The organism is Desulfuromusa kysingii, from assembly GCF_900107645.1.
Classification (GTDB): Bacteria; Desulfobacterota; Desulfuromonadia; order Desulfuromonadales; family Geopsychrobacteraceae; genus Desulfuromusa; species Desulfuromusa kysingii.
This window is the reverse complement of sequence record NZ_FNQN01000011.1, coordinates 99,980-122,537: the sequence shown is the minus strand read 5'-3', so window position 1 is coordinate 122,537 and position 22,558 is coordinate 99,980. Positions and strand designations below refer to the sequence as shown.

Below are 22,558 nucleotides of genomic sequence, written 5' to 3'. Positions count from 1 at the left end.
GGAACAACTGGGAACGAATTACACCGCTGTTTTCGTATCCACCGGATATCCGCAAGGCGATCTATACGACTAACGCCATTGAGTCGGTCAATATGTCGCTGCGAAAGGTGACGAAGAATCGGGGCTCGTTTCCAAACGACGAGTCGATGATTAAACTGATGTATTTGGCTCTGCAGAATATATCCAAGAAATGGACAATGCCGATCCGCAACTGGCGATCGGCACTGAATCAGTTTTCGATTATGTTTGAAGGGCGGATGCCGCTACTTTAACCGGCGGGCTATTTACACAATTTACTTTACAGGCCCAGTATCTTAGGGATGCCCATGGTGATATTGAAATTATCCATTTAATAAGGTAGATCCAAAAATATCAGATTTAGCTTTTTCTTCGAAAGGACGATTTGCCTTTTTATGCGAACTTGATTTGATGCCCAAACAGTGGCAGACCTTTTGCCTTTTCAAATTTTTGGCAAAAAATATAAGAATCAGACCACTTTCTCCATCACAACAATCATAGGTGTTTTTCTTCTGGCTGGATTTACCCCATAAAAAATTCCTCAAGCTGTGAGCCAACGTTGAACAGTTCGTAACTCGCTTGTTTAAAAATCTGTACTGTCAAAGATAGCAGATCAATCGGCGTTATATTATCTTGTGTTTATGAAGAAATAATAATATGTTTGTAGCTTATTCGGCAGAATGTTGTTGTAAGCATTTTAAATAAATCCACTTTTGTTAACCGCTTATCAATGGAACATACCGTAGAAAATGAATGCCCTTAAGCCAAGATCAGTGGACCGGACCACTTCTTTCGTTGCAAAAGGTTTGGAGCGACTTGAGAACAACATGACTCTGCGAGCGATCCAGCGTGGGTTGATATTCCCTCTACCGTTAATTGTTGCCGGCGCAATGTCTCTATGTTTGCTACATTTTCCCTATTTAACCTTACAAAATTTTCTCACTGAACTATTCGGAGTTGCTTGGCGATCAGTTCTGGAAACCATTGTTCAGGGGTCTTTTGGTGTGGCCTCTTTAGCCGTTGTCTGCGGTGTCGCGCTCAATCTTGCGCTGTTACTCAATGATTCGGATAGGCAAGGTTTTGTCAGCCCCGGAATGACCACTATGGTGGCACTGTCCTGCTACATAATTATTGTTGGTTCCCCCAATCTTTGGACCTCTCAGTTTTCATTAGGCTCTGGGTTGTTTTTAGCCGTTGTTTCTTCCGTCATTGCCAGCAGGATATTTTTGTGGCTTGCTTCTATAAAGTCCCTTCGTTTTTCGTTCTCTATAATCGGCCGTGACCCTTCAACATTTCAGATACTGTCACTAATGCCGGCGGGAATACTAACTATTTTTGTTTGTGCTGTCGGGCAGGTTACGTTTGAATCCGTTTTTCCCGAGGGAGATCTCATCACAGGATTCATTCAAGGTTACCTGTTTGCTCAACCTATCGGGGACCTTGGATTGGGCCTCCTATTCGTCGGTTTGTCACAGATCTTCTGGTTTTTTGGGATTCATGGTCCAAATATGCTGTTTCCTCTCATTGAGGAAAAGCTGAACCTATCAATGCTCGAAAACGCACACGATATTTTAAATCATGTTGATCCTTCTCATATTTTGACGAAAGAGTTTCTGGATGCTTTTGCTTTTATGGGTGGATCCGGATGCACCTTGAGCTTGATTCTCGCCGTGTATCTCAAAGGCACTGACCCAGGGAATCGTCGCTTATGCTATTTGGCTCTGATCCCAGCTTTGTGCAATGTCAACGAACCGCTTCTCTTTGGAATCCCGCTAATTTTTAATCCATTATATTTTATTCCGTTTTTGTTGGTGCCCTTAATCAATATTGTTACGGCATATCTGGCAACGACTTTGGATTTGGTTCCTAACGTCTCTCAAAGTGTCCACTGGACAACGCCGGCTTTTATCAGTGGATACATCTCAACAGGTTCAATCGCAGGGACCATGCTTCAGGTGGTGAATCTGGTGATCGGTACTTTTGTTTATTGTCCATTTATCCTGCTTGCCGAAAAGACCCATAAGAAGCAATTACACAGATCCGTCAAAACGCTGGCCGCTTATTCCGAGGAGGTCATTCCAGGTCCCGATGGCAAAAAATGTCTCAGCCGCCCTGGAATCGAGGGGTATTTGGCCCGCTCACTGGCCGATGATCTGATTAGAGCTTTGGACGAAAAAAAGCAACTCTTTCTTGTCTACCAACCGCAGATCAATACACTTGATAACCAAGTGGCAGGCGTTGAAGCTCTTTTGCGCTGGCAGCATCCGGTCTATGGCCTCATCCCACCACCTCTGACAGTGGCTCTTGCTGAGGACAGTGGTGTTATTGATGACCTCGGCACTTTTGTGTTGAAGTCCGCTTGTACAACTTTTAAAGTGTGGCAACCGTCGGTCAGAAAAGACTTCCGAATTTCCGTGAATTTATCAGGGAAAGAATTGAACAATTTCAATTTAGTTAAGCAAGTCGCTAATACCCTTAAGGCCACAGGGGTCCCTGCGCACTATCTCGAATTAGAGATTACGGAGACTGTTGCCGTTACCCCCAATGAAGCAATCTTTGACACCTTATTCGCCCTTCGATCTATGGGAGCCCATGTAGCGATTGATGATTTTGGTATGGGGCATACTTCTTTGCGCTATCTTAAAGCTTTTCCCATCGATACCGTCAAGCTTGATCGCTCTCTGACCGAGGAAACAGAAGATAAAGTCAATGATCATATCGTCGGGAGCATTATGAACCTGGGAGAGAATATGCATCTTCGCACCATCGTGGAAGGTGTTGAAACTGTTGAGCAATGCGAACGATTCAAAAAGATGGGGTGTTCACTTTTCCAAGGGTATTATTTCAGCCCTCCACTCTCAAGCGAGTTATGTTTCAATTTTATGATGTCATACCATCAAGGAGAAACTTTACGGGATGAAAGTCTGTTGACGGCACTTTCTATAAACAAGTCTGATTTTGATGAAGATCCTGTTGTTAATGCACAGGCATGTTAATCGAAAAAGATTTTATGAAGTATAATAGAACTCTGAGGTTACCATCTTTCTAACTACACCCTGTTGAGTCAAGCCGTCAGGATCCCCTCAAATCAAGTGAGGTGTCAAAATTGAAAAAAGAAGAAATTATAATTCAAACCGAAGATGTCAAAGTCAGGGTCATTGAACTCCATCCGAAGGAAGAGGGGCCTTTTCATTTTCACACAGAGATTATTGACAACATGTTTGGCATTTCTGGTGAGATCACGGTAAGCATGAGAAAACCAATTGAAAAAGTCATTCTCAAGCCTGGAGTCCATTGCAAAATTGAACAAGGTAGAAGCCATAAAGTCATGAATAACCTCAACAATGAATCATCAAAATACCTACTTGTTCAAGGGGTTGGACAATATGACTTTATAACGGAGAACGATTAACAAAAAAATGTCTTTAGGCATGTGAACCTCTCTTTCACAATTGAAGACATAACTTTTTCTCTGCTGGTTCGTGAGTTTGTTTATAACTGGTGACTGTTAAAAAAGGGTGACTTTCTATTTTAAATATTTATAGATAACTAGTTGAGTCTTCAATGTGTGTTACAGTTGAAGGACGTCATCCCAGCTAATGCCAAACCTGTTGAAAAGCAGAGACGGAAAGCTCCGGGTCTTTCCTCTAAAACTTCGCAAGATAGCCGAGCTACCTAAGGATAATTATTTCTTCGGTGGACTCGGTTTTTTATTTTGAAAATGGCTATCGACACGACAGTTAATACCGAAGGAGCAGACACCAATCCCGTCTAAGGAGATAATATTATGAGAATAGCGAAAGAAGATGTGCCAGTTAGAATCAATGTACCTGGGTCCGTTGCTCGTCAAAAGACAGATTTTGGCGATGTCACGGGTTATGGAAAAATTAGCGGTGAGTATTTTTCACTAGCTGAAGGAATAGATATTACTGGCCTTCTTAAAGGGCTAGAGGGCGATCTGTGTCAGTGTCCCCACTGGGGATATGTTTTATCTGGACAATTATCAGTGACTTTTAGCGATGGGCATGTAGAAGTTGTCAGTGGCAATGACCTGTTTTACTGGCCTCCAGGCCATACGATCAAGGCTGACCGAGGGACCGAAATGGTTCTGTTTAGCCCCCAACTTGAACATAGTCAGGTTATTGATCATATCCTTAAGAAGGTTCAAGGTTAGTTTGGTCATTTGGTTTGGATAGAAAAGAGAAAGAAAGCATTCTGCGGAGTGGCTCGGTCTGCAGTGTTGATGACAGGCTGTCGCTGCAGTTAAAGAAGCGACAGCAGAGAAAGTCGATCTCGTGGCCTTGTCTTCACAGAAGTGTTTAATCCTGATGATCCGGTAATCTCCTCGAATTTTTTTTTTAAAATAGACGTAAGCAGAGACACCGAAGGCGTCAAAACTTTATTGATACCCAGATGATCCGGCCGTCGGTGTCATTATGGATAATCTCAAGAAAGTCCCCGGCATGCATTCTCTAACAATGAATCAATGATCACATTGCTGTATTTAGTGTTGCAGAATATCTTCAAGAAATAGACAATACCGATCCACCGATAGATGATCGGCGTTGAACAAGTTATCGCTCATGCTTGATGGGAGGATGTCGCTACTTTACAATCCTCCATCTCTGTGGATGGTTTTATTCGATAACAATCAGGAGATAAACGTTGCCGCGAAAACCTCATTGGAATTATTAATTGAATTATTAATTTTGTTGCTGTCATTATTTGAATGACATGTTCGGCAATGATGTGGTCATTTTCGAAGTTTGGTAACGGGGAGGGGCGGTTTGTCTTTTCAATCTATTCCATCATTATTTTGGGGTTGGATAGATGAGAATTTGTAAAATCGAAACTTTAAATTTAACCGAGGCTTAATCAACACAAATCGTGGTAGAAAACCTTTTTGTAATAACGTTGACGGTTCGATGGTTCACGCAATCTCCCGTTGTTGCCAGTTATCATGAACTGTTTTTTCAGGATAGATATGGATTTCATAATACATTTACTTGATCTTATTGGCACAGCTGTCTTTGCTATAACAGGTGCGCTTGCGGCAGGCCGGAAAAGGATGGATGTCTTTGGCGTGGTTGTGCTTGGCTGTGTCACTGCTATCGGCGGTGGGACTCTCCGCGACTTGATCCTTGGGAGTCGTCCAGTCTTCTGGATCGAGGACACGATGTATCTTGCAATCCCTGTGGCTACGGCGATCGGTACATTTGTCGTGGCACGGAGTAGAAGACTACCAGAGATTGTTATCCTCTATGCAGATGCGGTTGGGTTAGCTGTTTTCACGGCCATTGGTTTTCAAAAAGGTTTCCAGGTTACCAATATGTACAGCATTGCAATCGTCATGGGTATGTCTACAGGTGTTGCTGGTGGAATTATTCGTGATGTCCTTTCGGGTGAAGTTCCTCTGATCTTTCACCGCGAAATTTACGCATCTGCCAGTCTATGTGGTGGTGTTCTACTTGCGCTACTCACCCATTTACAACAACCTAGCCTCTTCGCGGTATCGGCATCTATCATGACGACACTGGCGATTCGGGTTGCTGCGCTGCATTGGAATCTAACCTTGCCACGTTTTCTGCTTGAAGAAGATAGAATCAAAGCGACACGTAACGAACAAAATGCTCCAGAGGACGTTATCTAAGTGCGTTGTTGAGCTTGAATGTTATGTCCCATGGAGGTGAAACCAACTTGACGATTCAACCGGGTGATAACAACAGTCATCCTTCTACGAAAACGCCCCCGTTAAAACCAGGAAACGTGCTTGTTTATGTTATGGCTGTCGCTTGCGGGGTGGCTGTGGCTAATCTTTATTATGCGCAACCCTTGTTGCACACCCTGGCACAGCAATTTGGCATATCCGAGGGGACAACTGGTCTTATTGTCACGATGACGCAGTTGGGTTATGTCATCGGCCTCGCGCTGATCGTGCCTCTTGGTGACCTGTTCGAACGACGCCGATTGATCACAGTTGTCTCTGCGGGAACAGCGGTAGCCCTGGCAGGTGCCGCAATCTCGCCAGGGATAGGTTCGTTCCTGATGGCATGCTTGGGAATCGGTTTTACGGCAGTGGTTGCACAAGTGCTGGTGCCTTTTGCCGCCGTGTTAGCCGCGGACGGACAGCGTGGTGCGGTCATTGGTCGCGTCATGTCCGGCCTGCTGCTGGGTATTCTGCTGGCTCGTACCATTTCGGGATTCATTGCTGACGTCTATGGTTGGCGTGCAGTTTTTTGGATAGCGACTGTAAGCATGATTGTCCAATCCATCGTGTTATGGCGGATGCTACCGCAGAGTCGAGGCGGGACACGTTTGTCCTATCCGGCCTTGATTGGTTCTGTATTTCTTTTGTTCCGTGAGGAACCATTGCTCAGACGGCGCATAGTCTATGGGACTTTGGGCTTTGCAGCGTTTAGTGTCTTCTGGACTTCACTTGCCTTTCTCCTCGCTCGGCCCCCCTATAGTTACAGTGATTCGGTCATCGGTTTGTTTGGCGTGGTCGGTGCTGCCGGTGCCTTGAGTGCAAGTCTTGCCGGCCACTTCCATGACCGTGGTAGCACACGGCCGGCTACCGGGGTGCTGTTGGCGCTGGTGGTGATTGCGTTTGTCATCATGGGTGTTTACAGTACCCACCTTACCGCTATTATTATCGGCGTCGTGCTGCTTGATATCGGTCAACAGGGCACACACATTCTTAATCAGAGCGTCATTTATACGCTCAATCACGAGGCACGAAGCCGCATCACAACTGCGTACATGACCTGTTTTTTCTTTGGCGGTGTGATTGGCTCCGCGTCGTCGGGCTATGTGTTCGAGTTTGGCGGATGGGTAGGAGTTTCCTGGCTGGGTGGCATGTTCGGAGGCCTTGCCTTTATATACTGGCTCACAGAACTTAAGACGTGCCGCGGTTGAAACTGGCCTAGGTTGCTTTGAACGAGACTTTTCCCCGGTTTTCTCTCCAATAATGGTGGATATTATGGGTTATGCTTTCTGCATTCAAAAATTTCTATTTACGAAAATAGTGATTGGAATCAAGGAGTTGATATGAAATTGTTTGTTGTTCTAGGGAGTCTTAACGCTTTTCTCGCAGTTGCTTTAGGTGCTTTTGGAGCTCATGGTCTTAAAAGTAAAGTTTCAGTAGAGATGTTAACGGTCTGGCAAACTGGTGTGCAATATCACATGTTTCATGCTCTGGGACTGATCTTACTTGGAATATTGATACATTTACTCCCTCAAATAGGGCAACTTCGACTCTCTGGGTGGTTACTTTTCAGTGGAATTATTTTATTTTCTGGCAGCCTTTATGTGATGGTCCTCAGCGGCGTTCGTGTGCTTGGTATGGTCACGCCTATCGGTGGCATGACCTTCCTGCTTGGTTGGTTATTGATAGCTTTTTTTGTCTCTCGAAACTTATGATTGCTATGGAGATAGCTTGGCAAAAGAGGGGCGGTCTCCATGTTATCAAGTTACTTCATTCTGGTCATAAAATTCTTATATAGTTTTGCCTCAGCGTGTACCGCTTATTCCTGCAAAATCTCATTTCGAACTGTTTTTTTATTGATTTTCTTAATCTATTTTTGCTAATAATAAAGTTGAGGAATATAAAGGTCTTATGAGAGTTGCAAAGCTGATGATCGACACATATCAGCGTATACTCGCCTCTTAAAATTAGTTGTGTTTGCCGAATTATGGATAAAAATAATTTCAGCTTTCCTTATTTTATTTATATTCTACCTTGAATGGAGGCTTATCATTTCTAACTTCAGTAGACGTCATTTTATAAAACTTGTGAGTGGAGTTGTTGGTGGCACGGTCCTTTCTTCTGGTTTCATTGGTTGTATGGGATCAGATGGAAGCGGAGCCTCTTTTCCTAATGGGTACCGTTTTTACAGGATAAAAAACGGTGGTGACGCTGTTGGGACTAACAACCGGTCACTGGAACTGGATATCTTCAGAGGATCAGTTCATCTCAGCGATAATAATGTCATTACATTTGATGCTGCCGACAGCTCAAAGAGGGTCGGTATCGTCCAGATTGCAGTCGATTTTGATTCTGGCACCCCTAAAATCGAATGGGAAAATATCCCTGTAATGACAAATGAGTATCTTGATGATGGGCGTTATGTTGGTAATTTTAAAGCTATGGATGTCAACAGACAAGGCTCTGTTGCCGTTGATATCGTTGCTAAGACCCCTTCTGGTGAAAGAATTAATCATCAGTTATCAGGAATCTATTTGCAAACAGACAATGGCAGCTTTCAACCTGTATTAACCTATGGCCAGCAATTAGCTGATAACAGCGTTTATACAACCGGGCAACTCGGCGATATTGACCTGCATGAAGATAATGACATTATGTTTTCGAGCCATCTAAAATATGTTGACAATGAAAATATGCACGGTTATGGGGTCCTCTATCTGCCTGCTGCATCATTGAATTCATCCGAACTGGTTATGACAACAGGTGACTTTGTCCCGTTTTCCAACCACGCAATGGAGACTTTTGGACTGATTGACATGCACGACAACGGCCACTATGCCGTTAGTGGCCACGCAACTGCTTTAGGAGCGGCAACCAACTCGAATATAGATGAACCTTCTAGTTCAGCTTTATTAGTCACTGGTAATGTTGCCACATCTGAAACCCTTTTACTTGGGGCTGCTTCGGATATTGGTGGTGGAGAACTGACTGCTCCATGTTTTTATGGACCACGAACGACAAGCACAGGTGATGTTTACGGCATAACCTGGGACGAAACTGAAGACCACATGAGCTTATCTCTTGGCGCTGATAAGATAATAGCATCAGGCGACACCACTCCGCTGGGTAATCAAGCTCTATATCTGAGCACGGGCACGGTAAGTCATGATGATTCGCTCTTTTATTCCCTTTCCGCAATAGACGATGAGGGGCATGCGGTTCAGGAACTGCTTCACTATAACGGAGCTCAGCATTCTGTCCTTTTGGCGACCGGCGACACCCTTTCTGATGGTGGAGCACCAGTGGAAACCATCTATTTTGGTGGAACAACACTTCAAGCTGACAGTCAGGATCGGATTGTTTTTTACTGCACTTTTGCCGATGGCACTAGATCTCTGGTCGTGGGTATCCCCGCTTAATAAACGGAAAGATTAATGACATCTATCAGCAAAACAATATTGGCCACACATGATCCTGCAAGCATTGCCGATGATGAAGGCAGTATCCCTTACGATGATGAAGACAGCCTTTCTGCTGGCACGGTCTCTTTCAGGGTAAAGCACACAGAGAATAATTATCCCTTAGAGGGAGTCTTCAAAATTAAAACCACGCTGGATATGCCTGGTTCTATAGGTTTTGGTAAAACAGCCTGGGGTGCGACATTGCAGGCAGAGATAGAAGTTGATGACGATGACCCTGATAGTGCCGCCTTGACTATTACAGATGATACCTTTGTCGCAGGGAGAGTTATCGGTCTGGATCTTAGCCCTGAATTTCATATCGATGTAAGCCATATTCATTATCATTGGTTATCACATTCATGGGATCACATAAAAACGTTTGACAAGGGTCCGTATCAGTTTAATGCCGTTGCGTTCATCGCATTGATTGTTGGCAAGCTGGTTACTCTTGGGGATGCTATTCCTTTGGGAGACATCATCGCCGCTCTTCTTCCAGAAAATGTAGATACGGGGGCTTATTATGACAAAACTTCAGGTATTGGCGCAAAAAATGGCAAGGTTTCGCTAGCCCCCAAGGTTGTGGGAGATGTCGACCTTGTCGGTTTAGTGTTAACCATTTCAGAGGACGTTATCCGTGCGATATTTCTGCCAACAGGTCCAGGAGAATTAGTCGTCGATCTGATTCTCGCACTTGGAGATGTGGTGTTGACTCTTGTTGACTTTGTCAATCCTCAGTTGGCATTTGGCCCAAGCTTTGGCTTTGCTTCTCCTGTTGATATCAACATAACGGACTTTTCTGTTGCTGACAGCAGCTTCACCGTCCAAGATGCAGATATAAATGCTGACACAACAATATTATATGGCCAAGGTGATGGTAACGGAGCCCTGCCAGCAGACCTAAGTGATAAAGATGTCTCCGTCTCTTTTCATGCCCATTCAGAGTATGATTTGCTCGGAGGAGGCTTTATCCAGATCTCCTGGCTGAAAGTCCTTTCGCTGGAAAAAAGAGTTGTAAAGACGATCGTCAATGAGGGTGAATCAGTTAGAGATTCAACATTTTACAATACTGTCGGTGCTCAAGACCTGGATGGTTCGTCTGTGGATAAAGGCTATCTGGAAAATGTTGTCAACTAATGAATGCAGTAAGTATTTTCAAAGGGTTGAATAGCCCTCTAAGTGCAGAAAGGATCTCCGTAACCCGGGCTATCAGACAGCGTCCTGCACGCGCAGAGAAGGCTTGCACTGAAGCGGGTAGGGACTTGATTGGGCGACTGTTGGAGTTGTGTATCCAGTTTTCCAATTCATCTGAAAAGTGGGAGCATGTTTTTACGGCTCTCAGCTTTGCAGATCAAAGGACTGCCGAATTGGCAAAAGAGATTTTCGTTGCGTCTGTTGAAAGTCATTATCTGGTGATGGCTGCAAACCGAATCTCTTTGTTGACAGATATTGAGAAAGCTGCATTTTTATCTCCTATATTGCTCGCAGATAATAACAATAATCGCACCAGACTGTGCGCCAATTTATTAGCAGGAAATCGTCAAATTTCAACTAATGTAGCAATCCGGATCTGCGCAATAGCCGACAAAAAATGTGATTTACCCCCTTTTAATAAGGAAACAGTAAATAGCTGGATTGCTGAAATGCAGGGTCCATATACTCAATCGATCCGAAAAAAATTTCTGACTTTGAGAGACAGACCAGTGAATCTGCTGTTAACAGATTGGGAAACCCTTAGCGATTCACTTAAAGAATGGGTTCTTATCAAACTGATTAAAGACTCCCCATCCGGTTATGAAGTCTTGTTGACAACTATTTTGCAGCGTGAAACATCAGTGACGGTGCTTTCTTGTGCTCTCAGTTGTATTCAGAACTCATCCAACACCGATGTGTTCAATGATGTTATCAGCATACTTTTAAAACACGAAAACGAAAAGTTGCGGGCGCAAGCAGTCTTCTGCTACCAAGAGGATACGGCTTTGTTGGGGATATTGGATAATGAAAAATCTCCGGTGGTTATTGCGAATATCCTATTAAAAATATCCACTGATCATGAACTGATCCCACTGATTTCTGGGTATTTTTCTCACCCTCAATGGCAGGTCAGGGCTGCAGCAGCACAGTCGTTCGTGAACCTTGCACCAGAATCCATAAAGACTTTAAAAGAGCTGTTTTACAGTGATGATTTAAATGTCAGAACGTCCGCGATAAGATGTCTCAACGAACTGAAGATGGAACAATGGATTAAAGAAAACCTCTCTGCTATTCAATAATGCTAAAAAGATTCATTTCAAAAGCCCTTTTCAAAAACTGCCATTTAATCCTGGATTTTGTTGTATTGGAAATGCAGTAATTTATTGGTGCCCAGCATACATGCCCTCAATTTCTTTGGAAAAATTGTTCAATGACCGTTTTCTGACGCACCTTTAGTGCTGTGGTAATCAATCCAGAGTCAATACTCGACTGCCAATTGGAAAATCTTTCGTGCAAACCAGGATTCATCCGCTAGTTTAAGGGCTAATTTACTATAAATTCACTCAAAATGGGTGGAACGGTGATCAATATCGTTGGTTTAATTTCCTGCAGATCTTCTGCCAGCAAATCAGCAATTTGTTTCTCCTTAGAAGGCATCTACTGCAATGATGCGCCGACGGAGTTCACGTGCTTTTATCAGCAGCTCAGATTCATCTGCCGAGATGATGGTTTTAGCAACGGCCTTGGTTAGAAGGTCCGGGTCTTGGATATCCAGATTTCCTTTCTTGATCTGCTGACGAAGTTTTTTTTCTAATGGATCGGTTGCAACCGCCAGTATGAAAGCTTCTTCCAACAGTTTTTCAGGGTCATTTTCTCCTGTTGGAGAATAAAGACCGGCGGTTAATTGATCCCGTTGTTCCCCTGGTTCTAAAATTGTTGTGGCAACGTCACGCCCCAGAGTGTCATTTGGTGGGGTAAAGTGTGCCCCAAGAGGGAAGATAAGGCCGCGCAACAGTAAGTGTAGCGGCAAGGGTAAATTTCGCATAATCGCCAAAAGGCTTTCTTGTATCCGCGCCAGGGAGCGCTGAACATTCCAGTGAAGCAGTGCCGTTTCGGTCGTAGAATTTTGATGATCCTCAGCATATTTGAGCGCAGCGGAGAGCATGTACAGTTCGCTCAGGATATCAGCCATACGACCGGTCTGCTTTTCCTTCCGTTTCAGGTTTCCACCCAAACTGCCCATGAGGAGGTCGCTGGTGAGGGCGAAGGCGGTACTGAAGCGCGTGGAATGCTGATAAAAACGCTTGTTTGGACTTGTTGGTGAAGCGACAAACCGTGACGAGGTCAGACCATAAAACAGAGCTGATGCCGCATTGCGCAAGCTAAAAGCGATATGACCGAAAAACGCAAAGTCAAATTCATCGATGGCTTGGTCTTGATTTTTGTTATCCGCAGCCTGTAACTCTTTTAAAATCCAAGGATGACAACGGATTGCCCCTTGGCCAAAGATGATCATGGTGCGAGTGAGGATATTAGCTCCTTCAACGGTAATTCCAATCGGTATCGCCTGATAGGCTGAGGCCAGATGATTGCTGGGTCCTGTACATATCCCTTTGCCGCCCTCAATATCCATGCCATCATTGACGATCAAGCGCATGCGCTCAGTGAGGTTCAGCTTGACAATGGCAGAAATTACCGATGGCTGAAATCCCTGATCGAGAGCACTACAGGTTAAGTTGCGGGCTGCCGTCATGACCCAGGTTTCTCCGGCAATTCGGGTCAGAACTTCTTCTATCCCTTCAAAATGTCCGATAGGAAGATTAAATTGGCGGCGGACTCGGGCATAGGCACCAGTATTCCGCGCTACGAGTTTTGCCGCACCGAGGCTTAAAGCAGGAAGCGAGATTGCCCGTCCGGCGGAAAGGCAATCCATTAGCATCTGCCAGCCTTTACCTGCCCCTGTGACACCACCGATAATTTGATCAACAGGAATAAAGACGTCTCGACCGCTATTCGGCCCATTCATAAAGGGAACATTGAGCGGATTGTGCCGTTTGCCGATATCGATACCTGGAGTGTTCACCGGAACAAGTGCGCAAGTGATGCCGATATCGGTCACATCACCGAGCAGATGATCAGGATCGTAAAGACGAAAAGCGAGACCAAGGAGGGTTGCTACCGGGCCGAGGGTGATATAGCGTTTTTCCCAGTTAAGTCTGATTCCCAACACGTTTTTTCCTTGCCAATCTCCCCGGCAAATCACGCCGCTGTCGGGTAGGGAGGCTGCATCGCTGCCTGCTTCTGGACCAGTTAAAGCGAAGCAGGGAATTTCCTCTCCCCGGGCCAATCTGGGTAGGTAGTAATTTCGTTGATCTTCTGTGCCGTAATGCAACAATAGTTCTGCTGGACCGAGTGAGTTGGGTACCATGACCGTTACTGCTGCCGACAGGCTTCGTGCTGCCAACTTGGAAATCAAGCAGGAATTGGCCATGGCGGAAAATTCCAATCCACCATACTGCTTAGGGATAATCAGCGCAAAGAACCCATTGGATTTGATAAATTCCCACGCCTCCGGTGGCAGATCTTTTAATTCGTGGGTGATTTTCCAGTCATCAAGCAACTCGCAGAGATTTTCAACTGGACCATTAATAAAGGCTTGTTCCTCATCGCTAAGGACCGCAGGTGGATATGATAGTAATTTGTTCCAGTTTGGTCGCCCACTAAACAGGTCTCCATCCCACCAGACATCTCCGGCATTCAAGGCTGCCTGCTCGGTCGCAGAAAGTTTTGGTTTGATTTTACGAAAAACTGACAGAATTGGTTGAGTCAGCAATGGTTTACGGATCTTGGCAATATGAAGCAATAGGGTGGTGATGACGAAGAGAGGCCAAAGGAGCCATAGGGTAATGCTGTTCAGAGACCAACTGGCTACAATCAAAAAAACTGCTGCTACAAGGGTATGCACAAGGCGGGAGGCCTGAAACACCAACATAATCCAAAAAGCGAACAGAAACAGTAGGATAGAGATCATGTGTTACCTCCAGCTAAAGTGTCAATGGCATGCACGAAACCAGCTGTAATAACAAAAAGATGCTCAAAAGTTATAATGACATTGTAACAGAAACTCCAATTTTGTTACTGAGCTCATGTTAATGCTCGACTGTGGCCAATGAATCCTACTGCCAATCTGATAAAAACTGGGTTATCATGGAGTTACTTTTGAAGGAAGGACTCGATTTTTGAATATCGCACGACGCATACTGGAAAAAATTGGTCATCAACTTTCCATATATCTGACCAAGCCACGCAGCGGTCCGGCTCAATTGGCGACCAGTGATCCGGAATTGTTGGCAAAATGCCTGCGACCTGGAGATGTATTGCTGATCGATAGTAATTCACGGGTCGGTGCCGTCATTAAATATCTGACCCAGTCTGGATGGTCGCATGCAGCGCTTTACCTTGGCCCCGAAAAAACGCTGAGTGGACCAGGGGAGGAGGCCAAAGTCCTGCTTGAAGCTGATGTGATTGAGGGAGTGCGTTTAGTGCCACTGAGTGACTATGTTCATAAGCATACCCGAATCTGTCGTCCGATCGGATTATCGGCGGTCGCCATCGATCAAATTCTCGATTATGCTATGGAACGTCTCGGTCACAGTTACGATCTGAAAAATATCTTTGACCTGGCTCGATACTTCGTTCTCCCCACCCCTGTACCTGCTAAGTGGCGCCGCAGCTTGCTAGCGTTTGGGAGTGGGGACCCGACAAGGGCAATTTGCTCATCCCTGATTGCTCAAGCCTTTCACTCTGTCCGCTATCCGATTTTGCCAAATATCCGTTATCAGAAGTCTATGGACCGTAACGGACAAATCTTCTGTAAGCAGATATTGAAAATCCGGCATCATAGCCTTTTTGTCCCAGGTGATTTTGATGTTTCACCTTATTTTCAGATTATCAAACCGCAAATTGAAGCCGGCTTTGATCCTGAAGAGCTGGATTGGGAAAGCTCTGGTTAAAGACGTGTTATTTATAAGAAGCAACGGGTTGCGCATGTCCCGACAAACTGTAAGAGGAATAGTTAACCCTGATCACGGTTTGTTTTGACAAAATCAAATCAGGCAGAGATAATTGCTCTGTTAACCTTTAACCCTTTTACAGAAATGAACCTATGAATCTCAGTGACCCATTCGGAAGAATGCACGATAAGCATCAACGGAATTACGAATCATTGTGTCTTTCTTTACACAAAGCGGGCTTCACAACCCGGGCTTCCGCTCAGGATCTTTTGGTGAAAGTTCGCAAGCGTGGTATCTGGAGCCTGGCTGTTATTATCCCAGTTGCTTTACTCCTTGCGTTGGTGCTTCCGGAGGGGCGCTTGTTTGTTCTGGCGGCCGGAGTTTTGCTCGTATTTTGGGTGATTAAAACCTGCCTGAATAGCCAGAGGTATGTCGAACGATATATTCGTGAAGTGTTGACTGTCCATGACGACTCTACTTCCTCCTGACACCCATTGTCTAAATATCTTCGACGATAATTGCTTTTGATGGAGGAAAATTGAACCTCAGGATGATTATAAAATGAAGGGATTTTTATGCTCTCTGCCAAGAATAACTTTGGCCCTGACTATGCCTCTGTTGATGATTTGACTTTTGTCCCAAAGTATCGGGCTGCATGTTTTTGTGGCAAAGTCCAATACGAGGTGAGTGCAGATCCTGTCGATGCCAAACTTTGTCACTGTAAAACCTGTCAGCGATTGCATGGTGCGCCGATGCAATGGGCCGCTATCTTCCACAAATATCAGGTGCGATTTACTGCCGGTGTGAATCTCCTCCGTTTTTACAATAATGAACTGGACAAAAATGAGCGCATATTACCCTGTAAGGTCAGTTGCAGTCTGTGTGGGACTCCGATTGCAGATGAAGGGCGTAGGATGTGGCTCGCTTTTCCCTCATTATTTGATTTTGAGCCTGGGACTCAGGTGCCAGATTCATTCAAACCAACCTGCCATCTTTTTTATGGCCAGCGGGTTATTGACATCAGTGATAACTTACCTAAGTGGTCTGGACATAAGGATCTTTCTGATCGATTATGATTGCAGCCCACGGCTCTCTGCCTTCTCTGTTGTAAAACCTTCACAATAATATGTTTGATCAATAGATCCTGATTCCCGTTAAGTATTGCTTCCCTTTGCTTAAAAGGCGGCGTTGAATAGGAATCCCGATGTCACTGCGATTAAAAAAATTGCACCTAAGAAGACACCGAGCATAGGACCTTTGAAAATCCGTTTGAGCATGATTACTTCGGGAATGCTTGCACCTGCTCCGCCGATGACCAGAGCAACGACTGCCCCCATGCTCATCCCTTTGCCCATCAATGCAACAGTGATTGGGATCATTGTTTCAACCCGTACATACAGAGGCACCCCAATCACAGCAGCAATCGGGATGGCGAACAGGTTGTCGGGTCCCGCATACTTTATAATAAGCTCTTTGGGGACAAAGCCGTAAGCGATAGCACCGAGCGCTACGCCGAAAAGAATGTAGGGTAAAAATGTCTTGAATTCATTGACCGCATCTTTAAAAATACGCCTCCATCGACTTTTCGGAGAGGTTTCTAAGCTGGGTGATGCCTGATCACAACAGTTATTGGTCTGGGTCTTTTCACCTCTTGGATAACCTGAAGCCTTTAGATTTGTGTCCATTGTTGGTTTGCTGCAACAATGTTGTTGTTGATCTTCAAGGACATCCTTCTTGATGAAGCGTTGATAATTAAACTTCTCAAGTATGTAGCTGATTACAATAGCCATAAGCAAGGCCAGTATCGAATAGATAATGGTTGGTTTAAATCCGAAAGTTATGAAGAAAAGACCCACTATGACAGGGTTGACCAGTGGCGATGTGAACAGGAAGGCCAGAGTTGGTCCAAAACCAGCCTGAGCTTTGAGTAGACCGACCATGATCGGAATTGTAGAGCAACTGCAAAATGGAGTTAGTGCTCCCAGTCCCGCCCCAATGAAATATCCTCTCCCTTTGCTGGCACAGAGCAATACCTTGATTTTTTCTGGAGGGATAAATTCCTGGAGGACGCCGACGATGATGCTGATACCAATAAAAAGGATGGCAAGTTCGGTCACTGTGTAAAGAAAAAATCCTAAAGCATCTTTGATCATCGGAATGATCACTTCAATCGTCATGCTTTTCTCCCTTGCGAAAACTCAAGATCAATCGATAAACAAAATTAAAAAAGAACTCCAAAGTCTGCTCATTTGATGTAGAAACTGAGCTAACAAGCTGAAATTATAGGAGATCATTGACCGTATGAAATAGCGATAGTTTAACTTGAGGGCCGCGGAATCTTTATCCGTTATCAACGGCCCTTTTTGTGTTGATGGCAATTGTAACCCATTCGTCTTGATCCGGTTATTTGCCATGGTTTTGCTATCTATCCACTCAGTTCTGCGGTGGAGAAGCCAAGCCTCTTTTTAGATGGCTGCTGACGTTTTGAAGTATTTTTTCTGGAGCCAGAAAGCAACATTGACCAAACCTATTAACGCAGGAACCTCGACCAATGGTCCGATGACAGCAGTGAATGCGGCTGCTGAGTCGATCCCGAAAACTGCGACTGCGACAGCAATAGCCAACTCAAAATTATTTCCTGACGCAGTAAAAGCGAGAGTTGCTGTCTTGGAATAATCAGCTCCGGCCTTGATCCCCAGCCAGAAACTGACCAGGAACATGATGACAAAATAGATCAACAGCGGGATGGCGATGCGTACGACATCAAGAGGTATTGAAACGATCAGGTCCCCTTTGAGGCTGAACATGACGAGGATAGTAAATAGCAATGCGATTAAGGTGATCGGACTGATCTTCGGGATAAAGACCTGTTCGTACCAGTCTCGTCCTTTCGCTTTAATCAGGATCACGCGGGTGATCATTCCAGCAACAAATGGGATGCCGAGATAGATAGCGACGCTTTCGGCAATCTGTCCGATCGAGATTTGCACAACTGTCCCTTGTAGACCAAAAAGAGGTGGTAATACGGTCACGAAGAACCAGGCATAAACGGAATAGAAAATAACTTGAAACACCGAGTTAAATGCGACTAACCCTGCGCAATATTCGGTATTGCCTTTGGCTAATTCATTCCAAACGATGACCATAGCGATACAACGTGCCAAGCCGATTAAAATCAGGCCAACCATGTACTCCGGGTAATTATGTAAAAAGACAATGGCAAGAAAGAACATCAGGACTGGACCGATTAGCCAGTTCTGAAGCAATGAAATGCCAAGGATTTTTTTATTGGCGAAGACTTCGCCCAATTCTTCATAACGAACTTTGGCCAAGGGCGGGTACATCATCAGGATCAAGCCGATGGCAATGGGGATGTTTGTGGTGCCAACCGTAAAAGTGTTGACGACATCCTTGATCAGTGGAAACAGCCAGCCAGTGCCAACACCGATAAACATAGCCAGAAAAATCCACAAAGTTAGATAACGATCAAGGAAGGAAAGTTTTTTAATGAGTGTTTGTGCCATGTGTCAGCTCCTGAGTTTAGCTATCTAATTCGGATTGGAAAAATGATCCCATTTGGTTGCGGATCTCATCTCGAACTCGGCGATATGTCTCCATGATCTCTTTGTCGCTGCCTTTTGCTTGAGGTGGATCATCGAACCCCATGTGCAGTCGTTTCGTGCCACCAAAAAACAGCGGACACTTTTCGTTGGCATCACCACACAAAGTAATGACGTAGTCAAAATGTTGTTTTTCATAGAGGCTGAGGTGGTCGGAACTATTGTTAGCGATATCGACACCGATTTCTGCCATAACTTCAACCGCCTTCTGGTTCAAACCATGGGGATCTGTGCCGGCAGAGAAGGCTTCAATTTGCCCCTTAAAATCGTTATTAACTAGACCTTCGGCCATTTGGCTGCGGCAGGAATTACCAGTACAGAGAAAAAGAACGCGTTTAACAGTCATGAGAAAACCTTTGGATTAAATGATGGACAGACCTATTTGCGATATGTGCTAATCCGCATGTGCGGATGCGTAAAGCCAAAAAAAATCAAGTACAGCTGTTTGATTCTCTCTGCTTAAGATAGCTTCGAAGTGATATCAAGTCATGCTGGGTTTTATCGACAGCAGAGAGTTGCTCTAATAATGCAGGAAGTAATTTACCAAGGCCAAATTCACTTTCGTTCATCAGCCGATAATACATCCATACCCCTTCACGGCGATCATCAACCATTTCGACAGATTTGAGATAAGCCAAATGCCGCGAAACAGTTGATTGTGGAAGTTGTAAAACCGCCATCAAATCACAGACACAGAGTTCGCTGTAGCTTAAGAGCGCAATGATCCGCAATCGGGTTTCGTCAGAGAGAGCTTTAAAGTTCTTGGCTAATTTCTTCATGAGGCTACAATATCCGTGTATGCGGATGGAAGTCAAGGGTGAAGATCTTCCTGCCGGCAAGTTTTTGTGAAAGGAGGGGGAGGGGAGATCTGTCGTTGTCCCAATTTTTACAACAAACATCGGAACATTATCGATGAGAATTGAAAAAATGTAAGTTGTTAATCTGTTTTTTGAATTTGATTCAGAAATATGTAAGATTATTTATCTACGATAAACATTATCGTCTAAATTGCCACCTTTTTAAATGTCAATACTTCCTGATCTTTAGATCAGGATTCAAAAAAATAAACATGTCTTAACGGGAAACGAGTATGAGCCTTTTCAATCTGGGATCAATAAGGAAAAATCTTGCGTTATTGATGTGCCTCGCCGTTCTTCCTGCTATCGCGATCCTTTTTTATTCGGGAATGGAACAACGAAAGAGTACGATTGAGGCGGCCAAACAAGATGTATTACTGATCACCGATTCGATGGCTCAAGTACAGAAAGATATTGCCATCTCTGTCCATGAAACTCTCTCTGTTTTAGCTCTGACAACAGAAATACAGTCGTTTGATCCCCCTAAGATTGAAGCCATCATAAAAAATATTCTAAAAATGAACAGCAACTACAGAAATATTCTGTTAGCTGATTTAAACGGAAATGTTATCGCCTCTGGTTTTACGAACACCGGGGTCAACATTGCGGATCGAAAACATTTCCGTGCTGCATTATCGACTAAAGACTTTGTTGCTGGTGAATATATCATTGCTCGGGTTGGTGGTGCTGAACCGGCTTTTCCTTTTGCTTATCCCGTCTTGGACGCAACAGGTGAGCCAAAGGCCGTTTTAACTGTAACGATCAATCTGGAACTTTTTTCCAGGCTGTATAAGGGGTCCTATCTACCTCCGGAATCTTACATTGCTGTTACCGATCATACCGGACTGCGTCTATTTTACTTTCCCGATAACTCCACAACTAATCCTGTTGGTTCCACAATTAAAGCCAGTGTTTGGGATAATGCTCTGCAAAATCCAGAAAACAGAATTGTTACCAGCCCTGGTTCTGATGGAGTCGTGCGGATCTCTGCGTTTGAACAAGTGGCTCTTGAGTCAGACAAAGAGCCTTATATGTACGTGTGGGCAGGAGTTCCTGAAAATTTTATTCTTGCTCCCGCCAACGCTATTTTAAAACGTAACCTGCTCAGTATTTTATTGACGACAACGATGGCACTTTTTATTTCCTGGGGGATTGGTCGTAAGACCTTTATCACTCCGATAAAACAGTTGATCTCCATGACTGGTGAAATAGCGCGTGGAAATCTCCACACTCGTATTGAACCCACTGAACGGATCGATGAATTTGGGCAATTGACGGACTCTTTCCATCATATGGCAGGGGCTCTTGCGCTTAGTCAGGAAGATTTGCAACGCAGTGAAGAAAGGTTCCGGTTGTCGTTTAAAACCAGTCCTGATGCAATAAGTCTGAGCCGGAAAAGTGACGCTGTATTTATCGAGGTGAACGATAGTTTTATTAAATTGTTGGGTTACTCAGCGGCAGAGATCATCGGTGTTTCGGCCATCGATTTAAAGATCTGGAAAAATCAATCAGATAGAGAAAAAGTCTTCAATGACTTTCTGAGCAAAGGTTTTGTCGATAATTACGCTACAGAATTTGTAACCAAGAACGGTGTCATTATTTATGGTTTGATATCTGCAGGAATTATCGTGATGGAAGGTGAAAAACACATTCTTGCTGTGACTAGAGATATTACTGAAAGAATCAAATCTGAGGAGCAGCGTCGAGAGCTTGAAATCCAGTTGCGGCAAAAATTCAAGATGGAAGCTGTTGGTATTATGGCTGGCGGCATGGCTCATAACTTCAATAACAGCTTGGCAATTATTCTTGGTAGCCTGGAGATGGCGAGCCGGAAAAAAGGCCAATCTGCCGAAGTTGAAAAGCACCTCAATAATGCTAGAACTGCGGTTTTGCGTTCGCGTGATCTGGTGGGTCAACTGATGACTTATAGCCATAAAGGCCCGCAGAAAAAGGTCCCGTTGCAGCTGCATTTGATCGTTGAAGAGACCGTCGCACTGTTACGGTCTACAATTCCAACAACCATACAACTACAGACAAACATCAGTGCGAATAGTCGTTGTTTTATTAATGCTGATGCCTCCCAGATTCAAGAATGTCTGTTCAATCTGAGTAATAATTCTGTTCAGGCGATGGAAGAAGAGGGGAAGTTGACCTTGACGTTGAAGCGGGTCGATTTTCCTCAAGCGGGGGTTTTGATGGGGTATGAGTATCAGCCAGGGGCTTACTTGCGTCTCAGCATTGAGGATAATGGATGTGGTATCTCTGCTGAGATCAGGGATAAAATATTCGATCCTTTTTTCACCACAAAAGACCTGCATGAAGGAACTGGCATGGGGCTTTCGACTGTTCAGGGAGCTATCGAGCAGCATAGCGGCATGATTGATGTTGAGAGCGTCGCTGGAGAGGGGTGCACCTTTCATCTTTATTTTCCGATTATCGAGAAAAAATTAGAGCCGGCAACAACCTCACCAGTACCGCCCGAGACAACGCTTTATCGTGGGAATGAGACCATTCTCTATGTCGATGATGAGGAGATGCTTGTCCTGCTTGCAAAGCAAATTTTGACGGATATGGGATATCAGGTGACACCTATGACGGACAGTCAAGAAGCATTCAAGTTCTTTACTGCTCATGCTGAAGATATTCAGTTGTTGATCACTGACCAGACAATGCCAGGAATAACAGGGAGTGATTTGATTCGTAGAGTTAAGCAGATTAAACCTGAGATGAAAACGATTATTTGCACAGGCTACAGTAGTAAGGTCAATGAAGACCAAGCACGAGAGCTTGGTGCGGATGCTTTTTTAATGAAACCTTTGGAATCTTCCAAGTTGCTCCAGATCGTGAGAGATGTCTTGGATGAGAAAATAGATTCCCCCACTAGGATGGGTTGATGAGGGTCTGCAATGCTTCA

Annotated in this window: 19 protein-coding genes and 1 riboswitch; of the genes, 14 read left to right on the top strand and 5 right to left on the bottom strand. The window is 44.5% G+C overall.

Features of this window, described 5'->3' with window-relative positions; translation table 11 throughout:
- The 10 genes from BLU87_RS15515 to BLU87_RS15465 form a co-directional block, all read left to right on the top strand.
- A partial coding sequence (locus BLU87_RS15515) for a transposase (protein ID WP_139167592.1) occupies nt 1-272 on the top strand: 272 nt, incomplete at its 5' end.
- Nucleotides 273-845: 573 nt separating this feature from the next.
- On the top strand, nt 846-3,014 hold the full coding sequence (locus tag BLU87_RS15505; protein WP_175498429.1) for an EAL domain-containing protein: 2,169 nt from the start codon (nt 846-848) through the stop codon (nt 3,012-3,014).
- Nucleotides 3,015-3,124: 110 nt separating this feature from the next.
- On the top strand, nt 3,125-3,430 hold the full coding sequence (locus BLU87_RS15500; protein ID WP_092350483.1) for a cupin domain-containing protein: 306 nt from the start codon (nt 3,125-3,127) through the stop codon (nt 3,428-3,430).
- 179 nt (nt 3,431-3,609) lie between these two features.
- A riboswitch (cyclic di-GMP riboswitch) is annotated at nt 3,610-3,697 on the top strand.
- 108 nt (nt 3,698-3,805) lie between these two features.
- Nucleotides 3,806-4,192 (top strand): cupin domain-containing protein, encoded by a 387-nt coding sequence (locus BLU87_RS15495; RefSeq protein WP_092350481.1) that lies wholly within the window; start codon nt 3,806-3,808, stop codon nt 4,190-4,192.
- Between the two features lie 810 nt (nt 4,193-5,002).
- Nucleotides 5,003-5,668 carry a trimeric intracellular cation channel family protein gene (locus BLU87_RS15490; RefSeq protein ID WP_092350479.1) on the top strand — a complete coding sequence of 222 codons (666 nt, stop codon included), beginning with the start codon at nt 5,003-5,005 and terminating at the stop codon, nt 5,666-5,668.
- Between the two features lie 47 nt (nt 5,669-5,715).
- On the top strand, nt 5,716-6,933 hold the full coding sequence (locus BLU87_RS15485; RefSeq protein ID WP_217637536.1) for an MFS transporter: 1,218 nt from the start codon (nt 5,716-5,718) through the stop codon (nt 6,931-6,933).
- 132 nt (nt 6,934-7,065) lie between these two features.
- Nucleotides 7,066-7,437 (top strand): DUF423 domain-containing protein, encoded by a 372-nt coding sequence (locus BLU87_RS15480; RefSeq protein ID WP_092350475.1) that lies wholly within the window; start codon nt 7,066-7,068, stop codon nt 7,435-7,437.
- A gap of 423 nt (nt 7,438-7,860) precedes the next feature.
- Entirely contained in the window at nt 7,861-9,141 is a 1,281-nt protein-coding gene (locus BLU87_RS15475; protein ID WP_092350473.1) for a hypothetical protein, read from the top strand.
- A gap of 15 nt (nt 9,142-9,156) precedes the next feature.
- Nucleotides 9,157-10,317: a hypothetical protein gene (locus BLU87_RS15470; protein ID WP_092350471.1), complete on the top strand. Its 1,161-nt coding sequence runs from the start codon at nt 9,157-9,159 to the stop codon at nt 10,315-10,317.
- 230 nt (nt 10,318-10,547) lie between these two features.
- The gene (locus BLU87_RS15465; protein ID WP_175498428.1) at nt 10,548-11,453 is read left to right on the top strand and encodes a HEAT repeat domain-containing protein; all 906 of its coding nucleotides are present in this window, start codon (nt 10,548-10,550) and stop codon (nt 11,451-11,453) included.
- 347 nt (nt 11,454-11,800) lie between these two features.
- Here the strand turns inward: BLU87_RS15465 and BLU87_RS15460 are convergent, their stop codons facing one another.
- On the bottom strand, nt 11,801-14,185 hold the full coding sequence (locus BLU87_RS15460) for an acyl-CoA dehydrogenase (protein WP_092350467.1): 2,385 nt from the start codon (nt 14,183-14,185) through the stop codon (nt 11,801-11,803).
- 208 nt (nt 14,186-14,393) lie between these two features.
- Here BLU87_RS15460 and BLU87_RS15455 point away from each other — a divergent pair, with 208 nt between their 5' ends.
- The 3 genes from BLU87_RS15455 (at nt 14,394) to BLU87_RS15445 (ending at nt 16,243) form a co-directional block, all read left to right on the top strand.
- Entirely contained in the window at nt 14,394-15,167 is a 774-nt protein-coding gene (locus BLU87_RS15455) for a YiiX/YebB-like N1pC/P60 family cysteine hydrolase (RefSeq protein ID WP_217637535.1), read from the top strand.
- 272 nt (nt 15,168-15,439) lie between these two features.
- A complete protein-coding gene (locus tag BLU87_RS17140) occupies nt 15,440-15,655 on the top strand; it encodes a hypothetical protein (RefSeq protein WP_139167590.1) in 216 nt (71 codons plus the stop codon).
- 87 nt (nt 15,656-15,742) lie between these two features.
- Nucleotides 15,743-16,243: a GFA family protein gene (locus tag BLU87_RS15445; protein ID WP_092350463.1), complete on the top strand. Its 501-nt coding sequence runs from the start codon at nt 15,743-15,745 to the stop codon at nt 16,241-16,243.
- A gap of 99 nt (nt 16,244-16,342) precedes the next feature.
- On the opposite strand, the gene BLU87_RS15440 is transcribed toward BLU87_RS15445, so the two are convergent.
- From BLU87_RS15440 to BLU87_RS15420, 4 genes are all read right to left on the bottom strand, one after another.
- On the bottom strand, nt 16,343-17,344 hold the full coding sequence (locus BLU87_RS15440) for a permease (RefSeq protein WP_092350461.1): 1,002 nt from the start codon (nt 17,342-17,344) through the stop codon (nt 16,343-16,345).
- A 288-nt stretch (nt 17,345-17,632) separates the two neighbouring features.
- Nucleotides 17,633-18,691, bottom strand: a complete 1,059-nt coding sequence (gene arsB, locus BLU87_RS15430; protein WP_092350457.1) for an ACR3 family arsenite efflux transporter — start codon at nt 18,689-18,691, stop codon at nt 17,633-17,635.
- 16 nt (nt 18,692-18,707) lie between these two features.
- Nucleotides 18,708-19,133 (bottom strand): arsenate reductase ArsC, encoded by a 426-nt coding sequence (locus BLU87_RS15425; protein ID WP_092350455.1) that lies wholly within the window; start codon nt 19,131-19,133, stop codon nt 18,708-18,710.
- 85 nt (nt 19,134-19,218) lie between these two features.
- On the bottom strand, nt 19,219-19,566 hold the full coding sequence (locus BLU87_RS15420) for an ArsR/SmtB family transcription factor (protein WP_092350453.1): 348 nt from the start codon (nt 19,564-19,566) through the stop codon (nt 19,219-19,221).
- A 311-nt stretch (nt 19,567-19,877) separates the two neighbouring features.
- Between BLU87_RS15420 and BLU87_RS15415 the strand changes: the two genes are divergently transcribed.
- The gene (locus BLU87_RS15415; RefSeq protein ID WP_092350451.1) at nt 19,878-22,538 is read left to right on the top strand and encodes an ATP-binding protein; all 2,661 of its coding nucleotides are present in this window, start codon (nt 19,878-19,880) and stop codon (nt 22,536-22,538) included.
- The last annotated feature ends 20 nt before the right edge of the window (nt 22,539-22,558 follow it).